Below are 25330 nucleotides of genomic sequence, written 5' to 3'. Positions count from 1 at the left end.
GTGTTTGGAGCTTTGGATTTGGGATTTAGCTCATGGCCGACTTACTTCATTATCCTCTGGGATCAAACGCATCCCTCAACCCATCCCCAAAGAAATTCAACGCCAGCAGCGTGCTCACCAATGTAGCCGCCGGGAACACGATCAGCCACCAGTTGATGCGCACCGGATTCAACTGCGCCGCCCCTTCCGAGATCAAGGAACCCCAGCTCGCAAACGGCGGCTGGATGCCCAAGCCCAGGTAGCTGAGGAAGGATTCGTAGAGAATCACGGACGGAACCGTCAGCGTGATGTAAACGATGATGATGCCGAGCACGTTTGGCAGGATATGCCGGAACAAAATGCGTGAAGGACCAGCACCCAGAGAACGACTGGCATCCACAAACTGGCGGTTCTTCAACGTCAACACCTGACCACGGACGATGCGTGCCATCGTCAACCACGACACTGCCCCGATGCCCACGAACAGGAACGACATACGGGTATATTGCGCGATGTCCGCACCAAAAGTCTTGGTGAACCAGCCTTTCGCAAGCTCCTCCAGGGTCGTTATCAACACGATCACGAAGACGATGGAGGGCAGGGCATAGAGGATGTCCACGAAACGCATCATCGAACCATCCCACCAACCGCCGATATAACCGGCGATGGCACCCCACATAACGCCGATGACCAGACTCACCAACGCACCCACTATGCCCACCAAAATGGAGATGCGCGCCCCGTGCATGATGCGGCTCAAGAGATCGCGGCCGTTCACATCGGTGCCCATCCAGTAGGTCCCATCCGGTTTGGCAAATGGTTGATCGGACAGTTCCACGGGAGAATGCGTCACGCCTTTAGGCAAAGCACCGGCAAAGGTCGGCTTGCTGAACAATGGCCAGATCAGCACCAGCAGACAGAGCACGACCAAAAAGACCATACTGACGACGGCGGGCCGGTTCTGCTTGAACCGCTTCCAGGCACGTTGATTTGGGCTCAGGTTTTCCATCGTTATTCCATCTTTACGCGGCGGTCCAGCAGCCCATAGGCGAAGTCCACCACCAAGTTCAGCACCAGCAGCAGGACGGCGTATAAAAGCACCAGACCAACCACCATGGTGTAGTCACGGTTCAAGGAGCTGTTCACCAAGAACACCCCGATGCCCGGCACGCGGAAAATGTTTTCCACCACGAAAGAACCCACCAATAGATCGGCCAGCAAGGGGCCGCTGTAGGAAACCACAGGCAGCACGGCGATGCGAAAGGCGTGCTTCACCAGCACTTGCGTCTCGCTCAAGCCCTTGGCGCGCGCCGTCGTTATGAATTCAGAGGTCAGGGTATTCAGCATGCCCTCGCGCATGAGCCGAGCGACCTTGCCGCCAAAGTAAAGGCCGAGCGCTATCGTGGGTAGAACCGCATGCATCGGCGTCTCCCACATACCCACAGGGAACCAGCCGAAATGGATGGAAAAGATCAGCACCAGCAATGGCCCCACCACAAACCCCGGGATACAGATGGCCAGCAAAGCGATGAAGCTGCCGCCGTAATCTATGATGCCGCCTTTCTTCACCGCCGTCAGGAAGCCCAGCGGAATACCGAACCCTTGCGCCAGCAGGAAGGCCATGATGCCCAATGTTAAAGACACCGGCAGCCCTTGGGCGATGATGTCGTTCACCGAATGATTGCGGTACTTGAGCGAAGGCCCGAAATCACCCTTCATCAAACCTTTCAAATAAATCCAATACTGCTGCAGCAGAGGTTTATCCAAGTGGTACTTCTCCTTGATATTCTTCTCTATCTCAGGCGAAGCCGGGGCGCGTTCTTTGTCAAACGGACCGCCGGGAGCCACGCGCACCAATGCGAACGCCAGGAAGCTGATGATCAGCAGCAGCGGCACCAAGAACGCGATTCGTTTCAGGTAATACATCGTTACCTCGCCTCCGTCGGTTTAGTTCCAGGTTTGGGAGCGCCCGCTTTCCGGCGTAAGGGCCAGAGCGGATGTTCATCCAGCAGGTTCTGATGCACGCCCTCGACCACGGCGGGATCAAAGATATTCACGCCTACATAGAAGAACAGCGGCGCGATCGGCGGGTCTTCACGCACCAGCAACACTTCGGCGTCGTGCAGGAGTTTCGCGCGTTTGGTCGCATCACGTTCCTGATTCGCCTGGCGGATGAGATCGTCATACTTCGGGCTTTTCCAACCGGTGCGGTTGTTGCCGTTATTGCTCATGAACATGTCCAGGAACGTGTTCGGATCCACGTAATCCCCGATCCAGCTGCTGCGGCTGGTATCATACTGCATCTTGCTCTGGTCGGAGAGATACACCTTCCACTCCACCTGACGGAGTTCCATGTTGATGCCCAGCTCCTTCTTCCACATGGCCTGCAATTCCACCGCGATCTGCTTGTGCATCTCGCTGGTGTTGAAAAGGTAGTTGAAGGTCGGGAAACCTTTGCCGCCCGGATAGCCTGCTTCGGCCAGTAGCTTGCGCGCCAGTTCCTGATCGCGCCCCAAGCCTTCGGGCGAGGTGTAGCCTTCCATGCCCGGCGGGGTCAGGCAGCTTGCCGGTTTTTCCCCGCTCTTGGTGATGTTTTTGACGATACGTTCCTTATCGAGCACGAGCGTCAATGCCTTGCGTACCCGCACATCGTTGAAGGGCGGCTTCGTCACGTTGAAGCGGATGAAATAGGTGCCGAGATAATCGTAGGTGTGAACGTACTCGCGTCCCTTCAACACATCCATCAGCTCGCTCGGGATGAGGTTCTTGTCCCAGATAACGTCGGCTTCGCCGGTTTCGTAGAGGTTCAGCGCGGTGGTGGAGGATTCGGCGGGCAACAAATCGATGAGTTCACTCTGGATGTTCTGCGCGTCCCAATAGCGCGGATTCTTGCGCACGCGGATGCGATCATGGATGCGCCAGAATTCCAGTGTGAACGGTCCGCTCGTGGGCACCGGATGCACCATGAGCCAGCGGTCTTTGTGCTTCTCGATCGCCTGCCGCGGCACCACGGCCAAGGTGCGGAAGGCGCACAGATCGAGGAAAAAGGGCGTGGGGCCTTCGAGGTCCACTTTCACGGTATGCGTGTCCACCGCGTTCACGCCTACATCTTCTTTCGTGTAACGTTTGCCAGTGGCGGCATTGGTCTTGCCGGTGTTAAAATTCTCACCGTTCTTCACGTAATAGAGCTGCCCGGCGTAATCGCTGGCAGTCAGCGGGTCCAAGGCACGCCGCCAGGAATACACGACATCCTCCGCCGTGATCGGTTCACCGGTGGACCAGACGGCGTTCGTGCGCAGGTAAAAGGTGTAAGTCTGTCCGTCCTCAGCGATGTCCCATCTCTCCGCGAGTCCAGGAATGGGCTTCGCGTTCTTGGGGTTGAAACGTGTTAATCCCTCAAAGAGTGCACCGGCCACGCGGCCATCGGGCTGACCGGTCACGATCGCCGGGTCTAGCGACTCCGGCTCCGCGCCATTCATGATGATGAGATCCGCGCGTTCCTTGTGCTGGCTGCAACTCGCCATCATAAGCGCCGCCAATGTCACGCACGCGAGCACGGCCCATTGCCGTATCCCGTTTGCCTGCTTGCGGTTGGCGGTCACAGATACCATGGAAAATTCCTGCGTCAGGGTAGGACGAGGTTTGGCATGGCGCAAGCCTTACAGGTGCTTTTGGAGCGGGTCTCCGACCCGCAGCAATGTTAGGATAACAAGCAGCGTATGAATTGGTTGAACTTACCAACCAAGCCCTGTCATGAACTTTGCTGACTAGAAACTCGAGGCCCTTGTGCTTAAGCATATTGCTGCGACTCAGAGAGTCGCGCTCCAAGGGCAAGCACTTACTCCGCCTTCGCTTTCTTGGCTTTCCCTTTCGGCTCCGGTTTCAGCCAAGGCTTGAATACGCCGCCGTATTGATCGCGCAATTGGTCCGTCCGCTTCCGCATCTGCTCCAGTACACTCGCATAGGCCGGGTCTTTGAGGAGATTGTTCACCTCTTCGAAGTCCACCTGATGATCGTAGAGTTCTTCCACCACCGGCGTCTGCTCGAACCAGCGGATGTAAGACCAGCGCTCCGTGCGCACGCCCTCGCTTTTCGGAATGTTGTGCCGGTCGAAGAGATGTTCGTAAAAGAAATCTGTGCGCCAATCCGTCGGCGCTTTGCCGTTGAGCAGCGGGATGAGGCTGCGGCCTTGCATGAGGGAGGGCACTTTCACTCCCGCAAAGCTCAGGATGGTCGGCGCGATGTCCACGTTCAACGCCATGAGATCCACCGTCTCACCGCGACGGATCGCGGGTGCTTTCGGGTCCATGATGATCATGGGCACGCGCACGGAATGCTCGTAGAGATACCACTTGTCCGCGAAACCGCGTTCGCCGAGGAAATACCCATTATCACTGGTGAAAATGATGATCGTGTTCTCCGCCATACCGCGCTTGGTGAGTTCCGCGCGCACTTGCCCGATGACGCGATCCACGCCGCTGATCATGCGGTAATACCCTTTCACCATCTCCTGATATTTGCCGGTCTCGTCGAAGCGCCAGTTATAGCGGATACGGCTCTCCGAGTTTTTCAGGAACTCGGGATTCGCCTCAAAATATTCCGCAGCCATCGTCTTCACTTGCGGAATCGTGATATCGCGATAAAGATTATCTTCCGTCTTCGGCCAGAAGTATTGTTTGGGATCATTATCCTCCGCATGCGGCTCATTGAAGTTCAGTGAGAGGCACCAAGGCTTGCTCTTGTCCGTTTTATCGAGGAATTCCACTGCTTTCTCGAATGCGATATCCGTCAGATGCTTCTCCGATCCATCCGGTTGCTTCTTGATGTAGGGATTCCGGTTCAACGGCACGAAGTAATCGAACATGTCCTTCGTCGCGCGACCTTGTGAGACATCCACGCCGAACTTGCCGATCAAGCCCGTGCGATACCCGGCCTGACGCAATTGCACCGGATAGCTGATGTCCGTATGCGCATCCTGGATGGGTGGCGTGCTGAACGTATAACGATGCGTGCGCTCATAGAGACCCGTGAGCAACGAAGCGCGGCTCGCCGCGCAAATGGCCGTGGTGGCAAACGCCTGACGGAAACGCACCCCTTCCTTCGCGAGCGCATCCATATTCGGCGTCTGGATGATCGGATTGCCCGCGCAACCCATTGTGTTCCACCGCTGGTCATCGGTGAGGATGAAGAGGATGTTGGGTTTTTGGGCATTAGCCGCCTGCAATCGCGTCAGACAAACGGCCAAAAATAAAACGGCGATTAGAGTTCGCTGCATTCGGGACATGCTCAAGAAATAGCAAATCTCGGCGTCGGATGCCAAGGGGAAGTGCAACCGTCGCAATCCCTCTATTCTCGCGTTAGACGGTCTAAAAAATACTGCAGTCGATTGTGTCTGGGGAGCGAAGCGGGCAGTCTTTTTGGGTTCTGACGTCGTTTCGGCTCAGTCACAGGGTCTTTTGGAACCTGCTCCTTCGCCAAAGCCTCGCCCCAACCGGCCACAGTATTTTTTAAAACGCTCTAAGACCACTCCAAAGCACATGTCTGCTTCCAAATGAAAAACCCGCCAGCGTATGTCGCGGGCGGGGTTTTCGATTTGCTGATTTGAAGCCTTAACTCTTCGGCACCTTGTTGATGGTGCCGTAGATCTCCTGGCGCACCAAATCGCCATCCGCCGAATCCAAGTTGTAACGGATACGATACTGCATCACCGGCTGCACATTGGAGAACTCGAGGAACACAGTCTTGTTCCCGTTCGAGAGCTTCACGGCACTGATCTTCACGTCTTCACCCTTGAACGTGCTCTGGCCCTTGTCACCCAGCGTTTTGGTCGAGTCCGCCACGGAATACATCTTGGAGCCATATTCCTGCGCCCACTTGTAATTCCACTGATCGAGCGCGTAGTTCTCCGGATCCTTCGCCAGTTCGGCATCGAGCGGATTCGTGAACGTGATCTCGATGCCGTTCGGCTTCACATGCAGTTCCTTCGGCATGTTCACCGCCTTGCCCGTGTAACGCACGCGATGGAACGCACCTTCCCGCGCACCACTGGATTGCCACACGCGCAGGCCCGCCATGTAAAGCTGGCCATCGAACGGGCTGAAGTGGCCACGCATGATGCCGGAATCGAAGTTCAGCGGGAAACGCACCACGGCACCCTGCATCTGACCGTCCACCTCTTCATACATCACCTTGAAGAGGGAGCATTTGCCGTAGGAGGTGTGGAGCATGTCGTTCTTGAACGGGCCCCATTTCTCGCTCGTTACCCAGATCTGCCCACCAGAGGAGTTATCCATCTGATGTGGGAGCCAGAAGAGCGGGCGATCATAGTCCGTCGGAGCAGGTGAACGATGAGCAGTAAACACGTGGCCGTAGAAGCCGCCGGGCACTACCCAGTTCACGCGGCTGGCGGGCACCCAGTTGCCTTCGTTATCACTGGAGGTGAGCTGATCTTTAGGGCCTACGCTCATGCCGTTCGGCGCGCGATGGCCAGTGGCCACGACTTCCAATTTAGAACCATCCTTGCTCACGCGATTCATCGTCCCGTGATGCGGAATCTTGGCCGGGCCAAGGTTGCCGCCCTTGATGAAATAGAAGTTCCCCGCGCTGTCCGTTTCGAGGTTCAGGCAGAACTCATGATAGTGCGAGCTGATGCTGACATCGTTGTTAAAGTTCTCGTAGAAGTCCGCCTCGCCATCCTTGTTGGAATCCGTGAAGCGCGTGATCTGATCGCGTCCCAGCACGTAGACCTGATCTTTCACGATCTTCAAACCGAGCGGTTGGAAGAGGCCAGTGGCGAAACGTTTCCACGTGAGCTTGTCGAGCTTGGCATCAATGCCGGAGACGATCCACACATCACCGCTCACGGAGCTGACCGCGGCGCGCCCATCGCTGAAGAAATCGAAACCGCTGCACCGGATCCATGACTTCCACGGATTATCCTCGGGCACAGTGATCGTGTCCGTCACGTACGGACCTTCATCCTTGCCGAGCTTGCCCTGCGTGGTCACCGGCGTGGTCCAACGGGCCGGACCGGCTTTGGTGAGCGCCTTCACATCAGCCAGTTTCCCAGCAGCTTGCAGTGCGGAATTGGCAGCAGCAGCATTGGCCGTGGCACCGCTCCAGATGGAGACTTTGAAATCAACCGCCTTACCAGCGGGCAAACGCAGCAGGACTTTGCCTTCCGGTGTGCGTTCGAATTTGCCCGCAGAATTGCCGCTCAAGCTGGCGATGATCGCCGCCCCACCATCCTGCGTGGTCAACGTGATCTTGTTGCCCTCGATCTTGGGAGCCGTATGCGGCGCATCAAAAAGGAACAACACATTCTCATTCTTAGTCGCATCCATCGAGAACGTGCGCGTGATGACCGTCTGCCCGTTGCTGAACTCAGCCGAAGGATGCTCCAGCACACCAGCACCGTTCACGAGATAGGAGAGGACGACTTTATCGCCATTCAGGTAATGGCCGCGCCACTTGAGCCAATTATGCGGCATGGCGCCGACGGGTTCGCCCTGGCCTTCATAACGTTCACGCGGATCGGTGAAGCTGCCCTTGGCATCTGCCCAGCCGGGGATGCGTTGCGTGGCGAACACAGTGTTACCGATGACTTCAGGAAAACCTTCCAGACCATCACGCTTCACGGGCAACTTGATGAAACCATCCGTCCACGCATAGGCCATGCGCATCAGTTGGGTATCGAAGGCGGCAGAAGCCTTGTTATCGGCCGCCAGCTTGATGGAGAGGGTTTTGAGCGCGAGCATCTGGCCGCTCTGCGTCTTGCCGTTCACCGGCTGGGTGATGAGATAGCCGGAGAAGAACGGGCCGACATCCATCGCGTCCCACTTGGTCGTGGTGACCTCGGGCTTGGCGGGTTTGGCTTCGGCTTTTTTCTCAGGAGCCTTGGGAGCGGGCGGAGTTTGAGCGAGCACTGACGTGGTGGCCAGAGCTGCGCCCATGACGGCGGCGATTAACTGTCTGCGTTCCATGCGTAATAAAATAGGATTGGCTGCTAAAATGGCAGCTTTTTGCGGTGAGGCAAAGCTGTTTTCAGGGGTTTGACTGCTTTTCCCCCTCACGAATTCACGGGGAACTGAAAAGCAAAAGCCCGCAAGGCTCGTTGCCTTGCGGGCTTTGAAGTCTATCAGAGCGATTACGCCTTCTGCATCTGCACTTCGGTATCGTAGTCGAGCAGCTTAATCTCTTTGCCCGAACCATCGGTGACCTTGCGGGTCTTCTCGTTGAAGTAGCACATGACGCCGAGGCGATCGCTCATCTCGGCCAGCGAGATGACCGTCTGCACGCGCGTGGCGAGTTCGATTCCTGCATTCGCCTTCTCCTGCCCACGGATGGCCGCGAACCAGTTCTTGTGATGCGCCGGAACGCTCTCGCCCGGGAAGCCTTCGCTGGTTTCCGGATCGATCTCGTCAGCGAACGGACGCTCGGGCTTCAGTTCCACCTTGTTGCCCGCCATGGTGAGCGTGGCGTGGTGGCCGCGGATCATCTCCTGCGTGCCTTGTTCATTCACCGTGCTGCTGGTGATGTGCATCACGTAGCCGCTCGGGAACTCGGCGATGAGCTGGATGATCTCTTCCACGTCGCGGACGTATTCCGTCTGCTTGTCGGCAGGACGGCCTTCCTTCTTGAGGTCGGTCTGGAATTTCTTCGAGCCCAAGGCAGCCACGCGCACCGGGAATTCCGGATTGCCGGTAGCGAGCATGTAGGGATGCAGCTTGTGCGGGAAGAGGTCGCCGAGAAGGCCGGAGCAATAAGGGTAATATTTGCGCCAGCGGAAGTAGTGGTCCGGATTGAAGTCCGTGCCTTTCTTCACACCGGAGATCCAGGTCTTCCAGTTGACGTCTTCCTTCGTGAGCCACGGCTGGATGGTGTAGTTCCATTCGCCGTAGGGGCTGTTGCGCATGTACGAGCCCTGGCTCATGACGATGGGGCCGATTTTGCCCGCTTTGATCCACTCGGCGGCCTTGTGCCACTTCTTATCCGAGCAGCCTTGGGAACCGACCTGCAAGATCTTGCCGGTCTTCTTCACGGCATCATAGAGCTGGAACGCTTCGCCGAGATAACGGGTCATCGGCTTCTCCACATACACATGCTTGCCGGAATTGAGGGCGTCCAATGAAACGCGCGTGTGCCAGTGATCGACGGTGGCGCAGACGATGGCATCGATATCATTCCGCTCCATCATCTTGCGGTGATCCTCGTAGGCATCCACCTTCGCGTCGGTGTTGTCTTTGAGGATGAATTCCTTGGCCATCGCGATGCGGTGCTTGGAGACATCGCAGACGGCGACTTGTGCGATGTTGTGTTCGCCCGCTTTTTCCTTCATCTGGCGGACGTGGGCGTTGAAGCCCTGGCCGCCGATGCCGACGAAGCCGACATTGATGCGGTCATTCGCACCGATCACGCGACCAGTCGAGGGCGCCTTGTTTTGGCCGTAGACGGGAGTCTTGAAAGGATTGGCAGCGACAGCAGCGGTGACGATGGCCGCTTTTTTTATGAAACTCCGGCGGTTATCGCCGGACGAGGGATGGTTCGTTTGTTGCGACATAAAGCCTATGTTTGTTTTCGGGGATCAACGGGTAGAGGCGAAGTTACTCCAATCGCCTGCCGGGTCAATCTTGAACAATGGTAAGACGCAGAGGAATGGGGGCATTATTCAATCCCCCGGCGGCAGAACTGAGTCTCGCCGCCTCAAATCACCGGTTTCTTCCAGATCGGCACCACGCGTTTCATCTCCTCGATGATCCACTGGCACGCCGCGAACGCCTCACCACGATGCGGTGAAATGATCTCGATCCACAGCGACGCCTCATTCACCCCCACCACCCCGACGCGATGGATAAGCCGCACCGACTCGATTGGCCAACGCTTCTCCACCTCATTGAAAATCTTGCCGAACTGATGCCGCGCCATCACCTCGAACGCCTCATAATCGATCGCACGGATCGTCTCCTTTCCCTCTGCCGCCCGCACCACCCCCGCAAAGTAGATCGCCGCCCCCATCCCATGCGACATCGTCCGGCCGGCAACCAGCTGCGCCTCATCGATCACTTCCTTCGTGATGGTCAATTCACGTTTCATCTTTTCACAAAATAAACGGACAATAGCCAAGCGTGATAATATCCCCGCAGATGGTAAATGTTACTCCTTCTCCCTAAGGGAGAAGGCCGGGATGAGGGGGAAGGAACACTCCATATACAAAAACCGGGAATACCACTGGCACAGCATACTCTCTTCCCCTCACCCCTAGGAGAGAGGGAGTACACATCGCTCTCGTAAATGTTTGCGGACATTGTCATGGAATAATTCCGCTTTATTTTATCCCCCCTGCACTGGCGGGAACAAACTCACCTCATCCCCCGCCTTCAACACATAACTGCGCCCTTGATACTCCACACCCACCGCGATCAGCGTGGAATGATTCATCGCCGCCAGCTTCGGAAAACGTCGGATCAATTCCGCATAAAGCTGCTCGATCGTAGCCCCCTCCGCGAGTTCCACAGCAGTCTCCGCGCAACCCGTCAGCTCCTTGAAGTAGGAGTAAAAATGGACCTTCGTGATCATCTCATTTCTTCTCCACCGCTTGATAGATCTCCGGCTTCAAGATGCCGATGAACGGCAGGTTCCGATACCGTTCCGCAAAATCCAATCCATACCCCACCACAAAGGCATCCGGTATCTCGAAGCCGATGTAATCCGCCGTCACCTTCTCCTCGCGCCGCGCTGATTTGCTCAAGAGCACACAGATCTTCAGGCTCTTCGGTTTGAGCTTCTTCAACTTCTTCGTCACGAGTGAAAGCGTTTTGCCCGTATCCAGAATATCGTCCACCAGCAACACATCGCGCCCTTTCACATCCAGCTTCAGCTCCTTCGTGAACACCAGCTTGCCAGACTTCGTCCCCTTGCCGTAGCTGGACACGCCCATGAAATCGAGCCGCAACGGCAGATTCAGATACCGCACCAGATCCGCGAGAAACATCACCGTGCCATTCAGCAACGATACCACCACCAAATCCTTCCCCGCATAATCCCGCTCGATGTCCTGCGCCAGCTCCTTCACCCGCTGCAAAATATCCCGCTCGCCATACAGCACCGTCTCCATCTCCGCGAGGGCATGATGAACGGGCTTGGTCTTCAGAACTTTTTTCTTCGCTTTATTACTCACGTCCAAGAAACGAAACACCGGAAGCGTCATCCACGCCAGCACATTATCCGGAGTGCCGGCCTCCGGCTCGACTCGACTCAAAACAAGAAACTCCCGACCAGAAACTCGAAACTATTTTTTCTCCACCCCCACCGCCTGCCGTATCACCGCCGCGATCCATGCCGCATGTTCCCCATCCGGCACCGAACTCCCCAGCCCGATCTCCGTTCCCGAACTCAATCGCAACTGCACATCATAATAAACCGTCTTGCCCGATTGCATTCCCTTCTTCAGCACCACATCGGCTATCTCACCAGCCACATAACGGCTCTCTTTCTTGTAGAACACCCAGCTATCAAAGAGCCGCACGCCATTCGCATCCGCCTCCACGCGGCTCGAGTGCAGCAACATGTTGAAGAGTCCCAGCAGCATCAACGCATCAAAGAGTCCGAACACGATCGGAAAAATGATCGGCGCTTTTTTCACAATCGTGACTGCGACCACTCCGCTGAATGCTCCAGCGAACACCAGCAGAAACAATATCGCCCCCACATTGCGTGCAGCCGGAAACACCACCGCGCATCCGCCACTAGGCTGAGGCTGCACCTTCACACGACTGCCCGTTGGCGGCGTGTAAGCTTCCACCGATTTCTCCCAACGCGGTGTCGCATCCAGCACTTCACCTGTCGCGGCGGGCGAATCCGCCGTGCGAAACACCGGCAGCTCAAACGTCTCATTCAGGTCCACACCCGGCACATCCGCCTCCACCGTCAATCGCCAGTGGATCGATGGATTGCACACCTCTCGCGATGCTTCCGGTGCAGAAGCGGGGATCGCGAATTGCACCGGGATGCCCGTCTTGTCCTGCTGATGTCCCAGCAAATCTTGCGTCACCGTCGCAGCGTCCTGCCAGATTGTGCTCTCGCGCGTGGAGCGGTTCTTGCCGCTGCCCGTCGTGAGTTTCTCGACACATTGCAGGCGCACCTTGAATCCGCTCGCCGCCTTCACCTTCGCCGGTATCTCGATCATCCCCGTCGCCTGACCACCGATGACACACGGCGTGCTCAAGAGCTTGAACACCGGCTGCCCATACTTGCGCCGTTGCAGCGTGGTATAGAGCGCACCGAACAACAGAAACGCACCGATCACCGGAAAGATCAGCGCCACCAGCACTCCCTTGTTCCCTTTCGCCAACTCTTGAGGCAGCGCAAAGAACACCGACGACGAGATCAGATTCCAGATGATGGCAAATGCCCAGATCGCGATCGCACTCGATTTCCCCTGCGAGTCCACCCGCCCTTGCGCCCAATCCTCCCGCCAACGCCAAGGCTCCGTCGGATGCGCGTCCTTGCGCTTCGTCTTGGCTTTCTCATGACGCCATCCATAGATGCCGCCGATGATCATCCCATAACCCACCAGCGAGAACACCGCGCCCATCAAAGTGAGCACGCCTCCATCCTTCATCCGACCGGCCGTGAGCTTGCTGATACCGCCAATCAGCATGCCAGTCCCGGCGGCAGCGAATGGCAATGCGAACAAGACCAGACAACCCATGCCCATCTGGGATGCAGCGCTCGAACTGGCTTTGTTAAGCTCAATGCCCACACGCCAAGCCTCTCAAAAATGCGGCAGAAAACCCACTAGAAGTTTTGTCAGCTTTTGGAATTTGGCATCCAGGCTCTCAGTAATTGACCTGACTGCTCCTGCCGATACCCAGCGTGACCGTCACGGAGCGCGCCCCCTCATCAACCTGTAAGGGCACCCACCAGCTCTTCGCATCATCTCCATCAAGAGTTACCATCTCGTCTGCCCCAGCAATTCTTTTGATGTGCAATTCCGTGGAATAAAAATCACTGCGGTTCCAATACTGGATCACCTTAAAACTTGTCCCATCCGCCAACGTCTTCTTCGCCAAAGTCATGCGTGGAGCGAAGATGATATCCGGCAGCCATACGCCGACCAAGAGTCCTAGCCCTAGCAACACAGCCAAGGTCCAGGCCAGCCTCACCGCGTAAACTTTAACTTTCGCCGTCTTCATAGACAAATCTCCGCGCCCTCAATGCCTCCGTGATGAAAAGGCTCGGCTACTTCTTCTCCTTCAAGACAAATTGCCCGTTATTCCCCGTCGTGGAGCGAAAACCGCCCGTCATGTTCTGACCACTGATCGTGCCGGTCCAATTATACATATCGCCATCCACCCGCGTCGTCCCTTGCATCGTGGTGTTCGTACCTACGGTCTTGTGCGTGATGAGTGCGGTGTAGTTGAACGGCTTGCCCAAACCCGTGCCCGTGAACCGCGCGATCCATTGCCCGTTCTGCTCCCCGATGATCGCACATGTCAACTCCCCCGTCGTGTTATACTTCTTGTTATTCCACGTACCAGACCAGGACTTATTCTTGGCCGCCTCCGCCGCCCTCAACTGCTGCCCCCAAGCGATCAAAAGCCCCAGGACCAGCAGTCCCGCAAAGGCCATGAGAGGGTGACGGCGAAAAGTGGATGATGATGAAGCAGCGGTAGCAGAACGTGCAGACGTCACGGTTTGCATAATGATTTCCTTTGTAACACTTGGACCATCCTACTGCGGACAACCCCCGTCAAGCGCCATCAGATCTCTGAGCCGCCTCTTCCGGTCTGCCCTTCAGCGGCTTCTGTGTCTCCACGGTATCGAACACTTGAAACTCCTTGGTCATTTCCTCCGGGGTACGCTATCCAATACGTATGAACGATACGGAAAAGGCGATTCTCGCGACGCTCCTCGACTTGGAGGAGAAGGTGGCGCAGATGAGGACGGCGAACCCGAAGCCGAACTTGCTGCCTGTCTTCGACCGGCTGGAAACGCTGGCACGCCAGTTGCCACCAGGAACGGACCCGGAATTGGTCCATTTCCTGCAACGGAAAAGTTACGAAAAGGCGCGCCAGCTGTTACAGGGCATGGAGCCGACCAAGGGCACGTGCCGCAAGTGATCAGCCATGTTTGCCGAAGATACCATTGCCGCGATCGCGACACCTCTGGGTGAAGGCGGATTGGCGGTCATCCGTCTCAGCGGGCCGCAGGCTTTGGCAGTGGCGGACCGGTGTTTTCAAGCGCCGGGCAAGAGCGAAGTGAAGCCTTCAGCAGCGGCCTCCCACACGTTGCACTACGGCTACATCATACGGAACGGCATGCACGTGGACGAAGTGATGCTGGCGGTGATGCTGGCGCCGCGCACCTTCACGCGGGAGGATGTAGTGGAGATCAGTTGCCACGGCGGCTTGCTCGCGGCCAAGGCGGTCCTGGACACAGTCCTCGCCGCCGGAGCGCGGCTGGCGCAGCCGGGTGAGTTCACAAAACGGGCGTTTCTGAATGGGCGCATCGACCTGACTCAGGCGGAGGCGGTCGCGGACCTGATCCATGCTCGGACGGAACTGGCGCTGACTGCCGCTCAGGAGCAATTGGAAGGCAAACTTTCCCACCGTATCAATCAAGTGCGCGATGATTTGATGCGCACGCTGGCGCATGTGGAGGCGCACATCGACTTTCCAGATGAGGACATCGCACCGGATACCCGTGAGCAACTGGTAAAAAAGCTGGCGGCAGCCGCTGCCTTCATGGATCAGCTCCTGCGCACGGCGAACGAGGGGCAGATCTTGCGACGCGGCATCCGCGCGGCGATCATCGGCAGGCCGAACGCGGGCAAGTCCAGTCTGCTGAACCAACTGCTCGGGCACGAGCGGGCCATCGTATCGCCGATCGCGGGCACGACCCGGGATACGATCGAGGAGACCGCGAATATCCGCGGCATCCCGGTGGTATTCATCGACACTGCGGGCTTGCGCGAGGCGATGGATGTCATCGAGCAAGAAGGCGTAAGACGCAGCCTGGCGACGCTTGAAAAGGCCGATTTGATCCTGCATCTCCTGGACGCATCTGAGCCGCTGACGGCAGCGGACGAACAGTTCCTCCAAGAGTTCGCCGGGAAAAAGCGGCTGGTGATTTTAAACAAGCTGGATCTGCCGCGAAAGCTGGATCTGCCACCAGCAATCAATGAAGCGACGGTCAGTGTCTCGTGCCGGACGGGCGAGGGGATCGAGGGCTTGAAAGAGGCTATTGAGAGACAGGTATGGGGCGGGCAAATCCGTGCGGAGATGTTGCAAGTCATGATCAATTCCCGGCATCAGGAGGCGCTGCAACGCGCACGGAGAGCAACGCAGCAGAGCATCGCGGGCTTGCAGATGGACCAGACACTCGAAGTGGTGGCGATGGAGTTGCGCATAGCTGCGGGTGCGGTGGGAGAGATCGTAGGCAAGACGACGACTGAGGATTTGCTAGATTCGATCTTCAGCCAGTTTTGCCTCGGCAAGTGAGACGGGTGGGGTGAGGCACTGACGGCTCACGCACACCCTATTCAAAGGTTCTTCCTGCTGAATCTTCACACAGAACACTTGAAACTCCCCGCATACCGATGCTTTATTGGCTCCAACATGCCTGCAGGCCCCAGCCAAAGTGCGGAAGATTATCTGGAGCGCATCCATGAGCTGATCGAGGAAAAAGGTTACGCCCGAGTGGTGGACATCGCCTCGTCTCTCAAGGTGCGCCAGGCTTCCGTGACCGGAATGGTCCAGAAGCTTGGCGATCTCGGCTATTTGGATTACGTCAAATACCGTGGCCTCGTCCTCACGGAAAAAGGCCGCGAAGTAGCCCGCTTCATCCGCAGCCGGCACGAGACGCTCTCCCGCTTCTTCTCCCTGCTGGAACTCGATGAAGAAACGCAGAAACGCGATATCGAAGGCATTGAACACCATTTGAGTCCCGTCACACTCGAATGCCTCGCCGACCTCGCCACGTTCCTGGAAAAGAACCCGGCCACGCTCAAGCGCTTCCAACAATCCCGTCGCAGCAAAGCCGCTACGGCAAAATCCCCGACCGCATGAGCTCGCCCTTCGACGGTGAAGACTGGCCTCAATGGCTGGAAGTCGCGCAGAAAACCGTCGAAACCACCATTGCTGAACTCCCTGAGGATCTGCGCGAACACGTCATCAAGCTGCCCATCACTTACGAGCGAACGCCTTCGCCCGAGCTGATCGCCGATGACATCGAACCCGACACCCTCGGCCTCTTCGTAGGCCAGCCTTTCCCGGATAGCGTTGCCAGCCCTGAAGTCATCCCCGCCCAGATCATCCTGTATCTGGAGAACATCCGCGAATTCAGCGAGAACGACCCCGAGCTCTACCGCGAAGAAGTGCAAACCACCTTCCTCCATGAACTCGGCCACTACCTCGGCCTGGACGAACAAGACCTCGCTGACCGAGAGCTGGATTGAGGAAGTTTTCAGTTATCAGTAATCAGTTTTCAGTGGGGCAGGGATCAAAACTCGCTCTCTTCTTTCTTCATCTTGGAACTCCGTGTTCTCCGGACCTCCGTGGTCAGTTCCCAACCCGAAACTCAAAACTAGAAACACGAAACTTTTGGCCTCCGGCGCAACCGGCTGAAAACTGAACACTGAAAACTTGAAACTCCTCCCCAAACCGACAACCCTTCACTCATTGAGCAACGAAGCACCCAACCACTGCTTCCTTTCCTGCTCATGAGTTACTTACAAACGGATCACGAATTTATAGATGCTGCTCGCGGCTGCATCTGGTTTGATGCACACGTCGAAGTGACTCCCGGACCGGGACACCCGGGAGCAGAGAAATAAGGAAGGCAAACGTCTTCGCACTGAGGTTTGCGATGACAATGAATAAAGCGACAATGTCATGATCGTATCAACCTGGGAACTGTTCAGAGATTCACTTGCGTGGATCAACCTGCCTTTCACCGTCATGCTCGGCGGCGTCGTTCTATACTGGCTGCTCGTGCTCATCGGGATGATCGATATCGATCTCCCTTTCTTCGACGGTGGCGATGGTGTGGGTGACGCTGCCGGGGGGACTGAAGGAGGAGGCGAGGATGAGGGCGTGCTGCAACCCGTGCTCAAGTTTTTGAACATCGGCGAAGCCCCGGCGATGAGCGTCGTCACGATCATGGTGCTGTGCATGTGGATCTTTGCGATCCTTGTGAACCGCTTTTTCAATCCTGATCATACGGTGCTCATGGCACTGGGCTTGTTCGTTCCCAACTTGCTGGTGACGGCCATTATCACGCACTTCGTCGCGAAGCCGTTCGCGAAGATGAACCGCTACCTGAACACGGATTATGACAAGGCACCGCCGATGGTCGGCCTCGTCGGCACCGTGATGACCAGCGAGCTGGATGGCAAATTCGGCACGATCAACATTGACATCAAAGGCGCGCCCCTGACCGTGCAGGCGCGCAGCGAGAACGGGAAAATTTACAAGCAGGGAGACCGCGTGCAAGTCGTGCGCGAGGACAAATCTTCCGGCATCTATTTCGTAGTCCGCAACTGATAGAGAAACAAAGCAGAGAGAAAGCAAAGCTATGGGTCCACTAGTATTCGTCGTCTTGGGAGTATTGGGGCTGGCCGTGCTCGGCACGCTGGCCGTTTACACCATCTGTTTCCGCAAGGTGCAGCAGGGGCAGGCGCTCGTGAAGAACGGCGCGGGCGGCACCAGCGTCACCTTTTCCGGCAAGCTCATCTATCCCGTCTTTCACAAGGCGGAATACATGGACATCTCCGTCACGCGACTGGAGATCAACCGTCGCGGCCAGCAAGGCCTGATTTGCATGGATAACGTCCGTGCGGACATCTCCGTGGCCTTCTTCGTGCGCGTGAACAAGACCGAGCAGGACGTGCTCCGCGTAGCACAGACCATCGGTTGTGTGCGCGCGTCTGATCGCACCGCCATCGCCGAACTGTTCGAGGCGAAGTTCTCCGAGGCGTTGAAAACTGTCGGTCGCCAGTTTGATTTCGTGGAGCTCTACAACTCACGCGAGAAATTCCGTGAGCAGATCCTCCGCATCATCGGCACAGACTTGAACGGCTATGTGCTGGATGACGCCGCCATCGATTACCTCGAGCAAACGCCGCTCGAATTCCTGAACCCGAACAACATCCTCGATGCCGAGGGCATCAAGAAGATCACCGAGCTCACCGCCACGCAGGCAAAGCTGGCGAACCATATCGCGCGTGATCGCGAGAAAGTGATCAAGAAGCAGGACGTCGAAGCTCAAGAAGCCATCCTCGAACTCAACCGCCAGCTCGCCGAAGCGACGGAGAAGCAGAAACGCGAAGTCGCCGCCATCACCGCCCGCGAAACGGCAGAAGCCATCAAGGTGCAGCAGGAGAACCGGTTGAAATCCGAACAAGCACGCATCGCCACGGAAGAGGAAGTGGCCATCGCGGAAGAGAACAAGAACCGCCAGATCATCGTCGCGCAAAAGAACAAGGAGCGCACGAACGCGGTGGAAACCGAGCGCGTGGAGAAGGATCGCCTGCTGGAAGTCACCGAGCGCGAACGCGTCGTCACCCTGGCCGATATTGAGAAGACCAAGGTCATCGAGATCGAGCAGAAGAAGATTCAAGACGTCATCCGCGAACGCGTGATGGTGGAGAAAGCCGTCGTGGCTGAGAAGGAACGCATCAAGGACACCGAAGCCTTTGCCGGTGCCGATCGCGCCAAGACCGTCACACTCACCAAGGCCGCGATGGAAGCGGAAGAAGGCTTGGTCAAAGAGATCAAGGCTGCCGAAGCTTCCAAGAAAGCCGCGGAGCTTAAGGCGGAAGAGGACATGTATCGCATGGTGAAGAATGCGGAAGCTTCCAAGAAAGCGGCCGAGATTCACGCCGAAGAAGTCATCATCACCGCCGAGGCGAAGCAAACCGCTGCTGAGCGCGAATCCGTCGCCAAGAAGCGTCTGGCAGAAGCCGTCGTTGTCGAAACTGCGGCTCCTGGCTTGGGCGAAGCGCAAGTGCTCGAAGCACGCGCCGTCGCAACGGAGAAGCAAGGCATTGCCGAGGCCAAGGTGCTCGAAGCGAAGGCTGCTGCTGCCGAGAAACAAGGCACTGCGGAAGCCAAGGTCATGGAACTGAAGTTCGAGGCCGAGGCCAAGGGCATCACCGAGAAAGCCGAAGCCATGAAGATATTCGATGGCGTCGGTCGCGAGCACGAAGAGTTCAAGCTCCGCCTCAACAAGGAGAAGGATGTCGAACTCGCGTCCATCCACATTCAGAAAGACATCGCGTCCAGCCAGGCCATGGTGGTCGCCGAAGCGCTCAAGAACGCCAAGGTCGACATCGTGGGCGGCGACCATGTCTTCTTCGACAAGATCGTGAACGCCATCACGGCGGGCAAATCCGTGGATCGCGTGATCGACAACAGCCAGTCGCTCACGACCGTGCGCGACACGTTCTTCAACAGCGACCCGGAATACTTCCGCGAGCAGTTCAAGGGCTTCACCTCGCAGTTCGGCCTGACCTCCGAGGATTTGAAAAACCTCACGGTCTCCGCCGCACTCGCGCAGATGATCTCGCTGTCTGATAACACCGAGACCAAGGGCGCGCTCGAACGCCTGCTCAACGCTGCCAAACGCTTCGGCGTGCAGGATGAGAAGGTGGCGAAAGTCGCCGCGATGAAAACGGTGTAAGCTCTCGCAACGTAGTGGGACAGGCGCCATGCCTGTCCCGCTTAACCCGTGTGAGTGATCAACACACCATGAGCGTCCACCGAATCAACCCTGAACTGGTAGGGCGAGACTCCGTCGAGCCCAAACTAGATCTCGGGATATTCATCGACCAGAAAAGTAACTCTGGCAATGCATGGGAGCTTCGAATGTTTTCTGCATTGCCCGAGCACCGCATAGGGTTTGCGCCTACGCTCAGGTCTGGCAAGGGCTCGACGGAGTCTCGCCCTACCAGGTTAGCGAGCGCTCGCCGTTCGCGCATCGAATCGAAATCTCTTTCGTAATTTACCATGGCTGAAGCACCGGCAGCGCCGCAGAAACCGACCAAGGCCGACGAGGTCGTCCTGGAGGGCGGCACGTATGAGATCATCCGCAAGCGTCTGAACACACAGGCGGCGGAGCTCCGCACGCGTCTCGACAAGCTCAACACCGCGCGTAAGGACGTCTTCGGCTCCATCACCACCTCGCTCATTGCGACTGAGCGGGTCACCACGGAGAACAATTGCGTCCCGCGCGACATCGTCTGCCTCGGGAAGAATAAATTCCTCTTCGGCTACAATGTTTTCTTCGGCCTGAAATCGGAGACGAAACTGGCCGATGTGTTCGGCATCTATGAGTTCAAGGAAGACCGCACCTTCGCCGCGCTGCCGCTGGACCTGATCAATAACGAGCAGTTCGAGGCGGATTTCAAAGGGCTCTACAAGTACTACAAGAACACGATCTTCACGAAGTTCATGACAATCGGCCCGAACCTCTACATGAAGTTCCGGGTCGGCGCGGGCGTGGAGGATTTCAAGGCGTTCAAGTGGACGCTGAAAGACGGCGTGCTCATGTATGTGGGCAACCGCTTCGATCATGAGGTCAAGTATCCATCGCAGCATGAGTTCGAGTGGAAGCGCGCGCATCGGGATCAGCATCGCAAGGGCAAGCACCCGCACATCTCCATCGAGGACCGCGTGTTCGTGGAGACGGTCGGTGGTGATCTCGATATCAAGATCGAGGACAACACGAACGTCGGCAAAGGCATCTACACCGAGCCAGTCGAGCACAAGGACCAGACGCTCGATGATGCGGAGATTTTCTACGCCATCGTCGGCAATCTCATCCTGCTGAAGATCCGGCCGTATCAGGAGGAGAAGTTCCGTTACCTCGTCTTCAATGATAAGCTGAAGGAAGTGCGGCGCATTGATGCCATCGAGGACTCGTGCGTGCTGCTGCCGGATGATCAGGGCATCATTTTCTCGAACGGTTATTATCTGCAGCTCGGCGAGTTCAAGCAGTTCCCGTCGTCCCTCTCGAAGATGTTGTTCGAGCGGCGTATCAAAGCACCGAACGGCGAGGACGTGCTGCATACATTCTACAACCGGCAGGACGGCATCTACATGTTGATGCCGTATAACCTCATCGAACAGAAGGTCGAAGCACCCATTGTTTGCAATGGTTTCACGACGTTCGAGAACGGTGAGCTGATCCTGTTCAAGGCGAGCGAGGAACCGCAGAAGCATCACGTCATCCAAGTGTGGCAGACGCCGTATCTGGACAGCAACCTGCCCGTGCCGGAGCGAAAGGACAGTTACCTCTTCAAGCTCGGCAACCCGGCCATCGTGCGCTGCATGTCCGAGTGTCATGAAGTGCTCACGCTGCTGAACAAAGAGGACAGCTACGCGGGCCTCTACGTGGACATGGTGAAGACGGTCAATGACCTGCTCGATACCTATTTCTGGCTGGATCACGCGGAAGCCTTCGACCTGAAAACCACGCTCGCAGCGGTGAAGGATGCGGCTGCAGGCGCGATCGATGAATATGAGAAGGTCGTCCGCATCAAGCGCAACACGAAGAATGAGGTTGAGCGGGTTTCCACGGCGGCGACGGCGCTGATCAGTGAGGTGGAGGCGGGATTATTTCAAGAGATCGGGGAGTTCGTGGACAAGCTCGCGCGGTTGCGCGGGTTGCGTGGTGAGACGATCTCGCTGAAGGAACTGCGCTATCTCGATAAGGTGCTGGTCGAGACGTTGGAGAAGCAGATCTCGGAGCATACGGAGAAGTTGTCGGCGCGTTGTGTTGAGTTCCTCTTGAAGAAAGAATCGCTCGATCCGTATCGGGCGAAGGTGAAGGGGCATGAGGAAGGCGTGGGGCAGCTCACGAAGGTGGCGGATGCGAAGGTGTTGGAGGAACAGATCGCGGCGACGGGACGTGAGTTGGAAATGCTCATCGAGATCGTCAGCAATCTGAAGATCGATGACGCAACGCAGACCACGCAGATCATCGACGGCATCTCGGCCATCTACGCGCCGCTGAACCAGATCAAGGTGGCGCTGAAGAAGCGCCGCTCGGAATTGCAGGCGGTGGAGGGCACCGCGCAGTTCGCCTCGCAGATGCGGTTGCTGGACCAGAGCGTGGTGAATTACCTGGAGATCTGCGACACGCCGGCGCGTTGCGACGAATACCTCACCAAGATCATGGTGCAGGTGGAGGAGCTGGAAGGCCGCTTCGCCGATTTCGAGGAGTTCCAGTCACAGATCACGGAGAAACGCGATGAGCTTTATTCGGCGTTTGAGAATCGCAAGCTCGCGCTGGTCGAAGCGCGGAACAAGCGTGCGGGTTCGTTGATGTCCTCGGCGGACCGCATCTTGAAGGGCATCAAGCATCGCGTGGAGGCGATGAAGTCGATCAACGACATCAACGGCTACTTCGCCTCCGACCTGATGGTGGACAAGGTGCGCGACATCGTGCGCCAGCTCACGGAGCTGGAGGATACGGTGAAGTCCGGCGACATCCAGAGCCGCCTCAAGACCATCCGCGAGGACGCCGTCCGCCAGCTCAAGGACAAGCAGGACCTGTACGTCGATGGCAAGAACATAATCCAGTTCGGCAAGCACAAGTTCAACGTCAACACGCAGCCGCTGGAACTCACCGTCGTGCAGCGGGATGATGCGATGTTCTATCACCTCACGGGTACAAATTTCTTCGAGAAGGTGACGGATGCGGAGTTTCTCGGCACGCGCGATGCGTGGGAACAGGAGATCGTCTCCGAAAGCCCTACGGTGTATCGCGGCGAATACCTCGCGTATGAATTGCTGAAGGCGCTGGAGGCGAAGTCGCATGGCCAGAGCGTCGAGAGTTTCCTGAAGCTCAGTGCGGAGGAGCAGTTTGCGCATGTGCAGGAGTTCATGGCGCCGCGTTATGCGGAGGGCTATGTGAAGGGCATCCATGATAACGATGCCGCGCTCTTGCTGCGCGAGCTGGCGCGGATGCACTCCAGCATCGGACTGCTGCGCTACCACACGCATGCGCGGGCCTGTGCGACAGTCTTCTGGCGGGATCAGTCGCCGAAAAATCCGTTGCTCACGGCGAAGCTGGCGGGTTTCCGCCTACGTAATACACTGTTCCCCGGTCGCGAGCAGCCGGACACGTATATCGCGGAGCTGCAAGGGCTCATCCGTCAGTTCAGTGAGACGAGCGGCTTGTTCCCGGCGAATCTGGCGGAGCAGGCAGGCGAATATCTTTTCCACGATCTCACGACGAATGAGCACTTCGTCACGAGCATCGAGGCGTCCACGATCTATCAGGGCTTTCAGGCATTCTTGCGGCAGAAGCATTTCGCGCAGAAGTTCGAGGCGGCGTTGAAGTCGGTGAGCGAGGACACGCGCAGTGCGTTCCAGCTCGTGTGCGAGTGGGTGGATGGCTACCTGAGCGTGGCGGAGCCGAAGCCGAATGCGGAGTATCGGAACGAGGCGGCGTCCATCGTGCTGCGCGGCACGTTCGAGCTGCGCTCGGTCATCGATGTCTCGGTGAATGCGCACATCCCGAAACTGGCGGGGGCGCATGCGGCCATCACGCCGGAGGGTTACGCGCTGAATTACAACGCGTTCATGTCGAAGCTGCAGCAGCATGAACGCGTGACAGTACCGCGTTTCCAACATTTCCACGCGTTGAAGGCGAAGCTCGTCGAGGCGAAGCGCGAGGACATGCGGCTGGAGGAATTTCAGCCAAAGGTGCTTACGTCCTTCGTGCGGAACAAGCTCATCGATTCCGTCTATCTGCCGCTCATCGGCGACAATCTCGCGAAGCAGATGGGCGTGGCGGGTGCGAACACGCGCACGGATCGCATGGGCATGCTGCTGCTCATCTCGCCGCCCGGTTACGGCAAGACGACGTTGATGGAATACATCGCGAGCCGACTAGGCATCGTGTTCATGAAGATCAACGGCCCGGCCATCGGCCACAGCGTGACGTCCATCGATCCGGCGGAGGCGAAGAACGCGAGTGCGCGGGAGGAACTCGAGAAGTTGAATCTCGCGCTGGAGATGGGCGATAACGTGATGCTGTATCTGGATGACATCCAGCACTGCAATCCCGAGCTGTTGCAGAAGTTCATCTCGTTGTGCGACGGCCAGCGGCGCATCGAGGGCGTGTATCAAGGGAAGGCGAAGACATACGATTTGCGCGGCAAACGCGTGGCCGTCGTCATGGCGGGCAACCCGTACACGGAGAGCGGCGACAAGTTCAAGATCCCGGACATGCTCGCGAACCGCGCCGATACGTACAACCTCGGCGATATCATCGGCGGCAGTGAAGATGCGTTCAAGCTGAGCTACCTGGAGAATGCGCTCACCTCGAACCGTGTGCTGAACCAGCTTGCCAGCCGCAGCCAGAAGGATGTGTATGCCATCGCGAAGATCGCGGACACGGATTCGCGCGAGGGCGTGACTTTCGAGGGGAATTACTCCGTGGAGGAGATCAACGAGATGGTGAACGTGATGCGGAAGCTCATCCGCATCCGGGACATCGTGCTGCGCGTGAATGTGGAATACATCGCCTCCGCTGCGCAGGCCGAGGCCTTCCGCACGGAGCCGCCCTTCAAGCTGCAAGGCTCCTATCGCAACATGAACCGGCTGGCCGAGAAGGTCCTCCCCATCATGAACGACGGCGAGATCTGGACGCTCATCCAGGACCATTACCGGAACGAGGCGCAGACGCTCACCACGGGTGCGGAGGCGAACCTGCTGAAATTCGCGGAGATCCAAAAGGTCATCACGCCGGAGCAACTGGCGCGCTGGGACGAGATCAAGCGCACGTTCAAGCGCAACCAGCTTTTCTCCGGCACCAGCGAAAGCGACCCGGTGAGCCGCGTGGTGGTGCAGCTCTCGACCTTCTCGGAAGGCCTGGAATCCATCAAAGCCGTGCTCGCGCAGGGCATCGAAGCGCAACGCCTCGCAAAGCCCAGCAACGACACGGAGAAGCTGGTGAGCAGCATCGTGGCGCAACTGAACGCGTTCGGACAAAACCTGGAAGGCATCAAGGGCGTGCTGGCCGAGGGCGTGAAATCCGCCGAATCCGCCGACAAGAAAGCCGCGAAGACCTCACCGGTGCTGGAGCAGGTGTCCAAGCAGGTGAACCAGTTCAACGACACGCTGACGTCCATCCAAGGCGCGATCGCCGAGCACCTGAAACATCAGCGCGAAGTGAAGACGTTGCGGCTCATCGATCCGGCGCAACCTTCGGATTTCCAGGTGACGAATATTTCGAGCGATACGTTGAAGAAGATTTGGGAGATCATTGAGGCGGAGAAGAAGTGGAAGGAACAGGGGAATAAGACGAGTGGAGAGAAAAAGGAACAGGGTGAGTAAAGGAG

Annotated in this window: 19 protein-coding genes; 7 read left to right on the top strand and 12 right to left on the bottom strand. The window is 57.4% G+C overall.

Annotated features, from left to right (window positions below; all coding sequences use genetic code 11):
- Positions 1 to 49: 49 nt before the first annotated feature.
- The 12 genes from VGH19_15540 to VGH19_15485 form a co-directional block, all read right to left on the bottom strand.
- The gene (locus VGH19_15540; protein HEY1172780.1) at positions 50 to 988 is read right to left on the bottom strand and encodes an ABC transporter permease; all 939 of its coding nucleotides are present in this window, start codon (positions 986 to 988) and stop codon (positions 50 to 52) included.
- 2 nt (positions 989 to 990) lie between these two features.
- Positions 991 to 1905: an ABC transporter permease gene (locus tag VGH19_15535; protein ID HEY1172779.1), complete on the bottom strand. Its 915-nt coding sequence runs from the start codon at positions 1903 to 1905 to the stop codon at positions 991 to 993.
- Positions 1906 to 1907: 2 nt separating this feature from the next.
- Positions 1908 to 3590 carry a peptide ABC transporter substrate-binding protein gene (locus tag VGH19_15530; GenBank protein HEY1172778.1) on the bottom strand — a complete coding sequence of 561 codons (1683 nt, stop codon included), beginning with the start codon at positions 3588 to 3590 and terminating at the stop codon, positions 1908 to 1910.
- Positions 3591 to 3817: 227 nt separating this feature from the next.
- Complete coding sequence (locus VGH19_15525) at positions 3818 to 5254, bottom strand: sulfatase (GenBank protein HEY1172777.1); 1437 nt, start codon at positions 5252 to 5254, stop codon at positions 3818 to 3820.
- Positions 5255 to 5588: 334 nt separating this feature from the next.
- Complete coding sequence (locus VGH19_15520) at positions 5589 to 7961, bottom strand: DUF6797 domain-containing protein (GenBank protein HEY1172776.1); 2373 nt, start codon at positions 7959 to 7961, stop codon at positions 5589 to 5591.
- Positions 7962 to 8125: 164 nt separating this feature from the next.
- Positions 8126 to 9538 carry a Gfo/Idh/MocA family oxidoreductase gene (locus VGH19_15515; GenBank protein HEY1172775.1) on the bottom strand — a complete coding sequence of 471 codons (1413 nt, stop codon included), beginning with the start codon at positions 9536 to 9538 and terminating at the stop codon, positions 8126 to 8128.
- 143 nt (positions 9539 to 9681) lie between these two features.
- Entirely contained in the window at positions 9682 to 10071 is a 390-nt protein-coding gene (locus VGH19_15510; protein HEY1172774.1) for a molybdenum cofactor biosynthesis protein MoaE, read from the bottom strand.
- 237 nt (positions 10072 to 10308) lie between these two features.
- Positions 10309 to 10554 carry a MoaD/ThiS family protein gene (locus tag VGH19_15505; GenBank protein HEY1172773.1) on the bottom strand — a complete coding sequence of 82 codons (246 nt, stop codon included), beginning with the start codon at positions 10552 to 10554 and terminating at the stop codon, positions 10309 to 10311.
- Position 10555: 1 nt separating this feature from the next.
- A complete protein-coding gene (gene hpt / locus VGH19_15500) occupies positions 10556 to 11092 on the bottom strand; it encodes a hypoxanthine phosphoribosyltransferase (GenBank protein HEY1172772.1) in 537 nt (178 codons plus the stop codon).
- Positions 11093 to 11266: 174 nt separating this feature from the next.
- Positions 11267 to 12688: a hypothetical protein gene (locus VGH19_15495; GenBank protein HEY1172771.1), complete on the bottom strand. Its 1422-nt coding sequence runs from the start codon at positions 12686 to 12688 to the stop codon at positions 11267 to 11269.
- Positions 12689 to 12815: 127 nt separating this feature from the next.
- Positions 12816 to 13172: a hypothetical protein gene (locus tag VGH19_15490; protein ID HEY1172770.1), complete on the bottom strand. Its 357-nt coding sequence runs from the start codon at positions 13170 to 13172 to the stop codon at positions 12816 to 12818.
- 46 nt (positions 13173 to 13218) lie between these two features.
- Positions 13219 to 13680: a hypothetical protein gene (locus tag VGH19_15485; protein ID HEY1172769.1), complete on the bottom strand. Its 462-nt coding sequence runs from the start codon at positions 13678 to 13680 to the stop codon at positions 13219 to 13221.
- 173 nt (positions 13681 to 13853) lie between these two features.
- On the opposite strand from VGH19_15485, the gene VGH19_15480 reads away from it, so the two are divergent.
- From VGH19_15480 to VGH19_15450, 7 genes are all read left to right on the top strand, one after another.
- Positions 13854 to 14099, top strand: coding sequence for a hypothetical protein (locus tag VGH19_15480; GenBank protein HEY1172768.1), 246 nt, complete (start codon positions 13854 to 13856; stop codon positions 14097 to 14099).
- Positions 14100 to 14105: 6 nt separating this feature from the next.
- Positions 14106 to 15479, top strand: coding sequence for a tRNA uridine-5-carboxymethylaminomethyl(34) synthesis GTPase MnmE (mnmE, locus tag VGH19_15475; protein ID HEY1172767.1), 1374 nt, complete (start codon positions 14106 to 14108; stop codon positions 15477 to 15479).
- A 117-nt stretch (positions 15480 to 15596) separates the two neighbouring features.
- Positions 15597 to 16046, top strand: a complete 450-nt coding sequence (gene mntR, locus VGH19_15470) for a transcriptional regulator MntR (GenBank protein HEY1172766.1) — start codon at positions 15597 to 15599, stop codon at positions 16044 to 16046.
- Complete coding sequence (locus VGH19_15465; protein HEY1172765.1) at positions 16043 to 16435, top strand: metallopeptidase family protein; 393 nt, start codon at positions 16043 to 16045, stop codon at positions 16433 to 16435. The genes mntR and VGH19_15465 overlap by 4 nt, the downstream gene beginning before the upstream one ends.
- A 436-nt stretch (positions 16436 to 16871) precedes the next feature.
- A complete protein-coding gene (locus VGH19_15460; GenBank protein HEY1172764.1) occupies positions 16872 to 17522 on the top strand; it encodes a hypothetical protein in 651 nt (216 codons plus the stop codon).
- 31 nt (positions 17523 to 17553) lie between these two features.
- Positions 17554 to 19659, top strand: coding sequence for a flotillin family protein (locus VGH19_15455; GenBank protein ID HEY1172763.1), 2106 nt, complete (start codon positions 17554 to 17556; stop codon positions 19657 to 19659).
- 326 nt (positions 19660 to 19985) lie between these two features.
- Positions 19986 to 25325, top strand: a complete 5340-nt coding sequence (locus VGH19_15450) for a DNA repair ATPase (GenBank protein ID HEY1172762.1) — start codon at positions 19986 to 19988, stop codon at positions 25323 to 25325.
- Positions 25326 to 25330: the final 5 nt, after the last annotated feature.

Source organism: Verrucomicrobiia bacterium, from assembly GCA_036405135.1.
Classification (GTDB): Bacteria; Verrucomicrobiota; Verrucomicrobiia; order Limisphaerales; family JAEYXS01; genus JAEYXS01.
The sequence above is the reverse complement of the archived record's forward strand: the minus strand, read 5'-3'. Positions and strand labels throughout refer to the sequence as shown.

Coding starts and splice junctions, on each gene's coding strand:
- hpt (HEY1172772.1), bottom strand. CDS start 11,092: ATGGAGACGGTGCTGTATGGCGAGCGGGATATTTTGCAGCGGGTGAAG.
- VGH19_15490 (HEY1172770.1), bottom strand. CDS start 13,172: ATGAAGACGGCGAAAGTTAAAGTTTACGCGGTGAGGCTGGCCTGGACC.
- mntR (HEY1172766.1), top strand. CDS start 15,597: ATGCCTGCAGGCCCCAGCCAAAGTGCGGAAGATTATCTGGAGCGCATC.
- VGH19_15525 (HEY1172777.1), bottom strand. CDS start 5,254: ATGCAGCGAACTCTAATCGCCGTTTTATTTTTGGCCGTTTGTCTGACG.
- VGH19_15460 (HEY1172764.1), top strand. CDS start 16,872: ATGATCGTATCAACCTGGGAACTGTTCAGAGATTCACTTGCGTGGATC.
- VGH19_15485 (HEY1172769.1), bottom strand. CDS start 13,680: ATGCAAACCGTGACGTCTGCACGTTCTGCTACCGCTGCTTCATCATCA.
- VGH19_15530 (HEY1172778.1), bottom strand. CDS start 3,590: ATGGTATCTGTGACCGCCAACCGCAAGCAGGCAAACGGGATACGGCAA.
- VGH19_15520 (HEY1172776.1), bottom strand. CDS start 7,961: ATGGAACGCAGACAGTTAATCGCCGCCGTCATGGGCGCAGCTCTGGCC.
- VGH19_15480 (HEY1172768.1), top strand. CDS start 13,854: ATGAACGATACGGAAAAGGCGATTCTCGCGACGCTCCTCGACTTGGAG.
- VGH19_15495 (HEY1172771.1), bottom strand. CDS start 12,688: ATGGGTTGTCTGGTCTTGTTCGCATTGCCATTCGCTGCCGCCGGGACT.
- VGH19_15515 (HEY1172775.1), bottom strand. CDS start 9,538: ATGTCGCAACAAACGAACCATCCCTCGTCCGGCGATAACCGCCGGAGT.
- VGH19_15505 (HEY1172773.1), bottom strand. CDS start 10,554: ATGATCACGAAGGTCCATTTTTACTCCTACTTCAAGGAGCTGACGGGT.
- VGH19_15455 (HEY1172763.1), top strand. CDS start 17,554: ATGGGTCCACTAGTATTCGTCGTCTTGGGAGTATTGGGGCTGGCCGTG.
- VGH19_15540 (HEY1172780.1), bottom strand. CDS start 988: ATGGAAAACCTGAGCCCAAATCAACGTGCCTGGAAGCGGTTCAAGCAG.
- VGH19_15465 (HEY1172765.1), top strand. CDS start 16,043: ATGAGCTCGCCCTTCGACGGTGAAGACTGGCCTCAATGGCTGGAAGTC.
- mnmE (HEY1172767.1), top strand. CDS start 14,106: ATGTTTGCCGAAGATACCATTGCCGCGATCGCGACACCTCTGGGTGAA.
- VGH19_15510 (HEY1172774.1), bottom strand. CDS start 10,071: ATGAAACGTGAATTGACCATCACGAAGGAAGTGATCGATGAGGCGCAG.
- VGH19_15535 (HEY1172779.1), bottom strand. CDS start 1,905: ATGTATTACCTGAAACGAATCGCGTTCTTGGTGCCGCTGCTGCTGATC.
- VGH19_15450 (HEY1172762.1), top strand. CDS start 19,986: ATGGCTGAAGCACCGGCAGCGCCGCAGAAACCGACCAAGGCCGACGAG.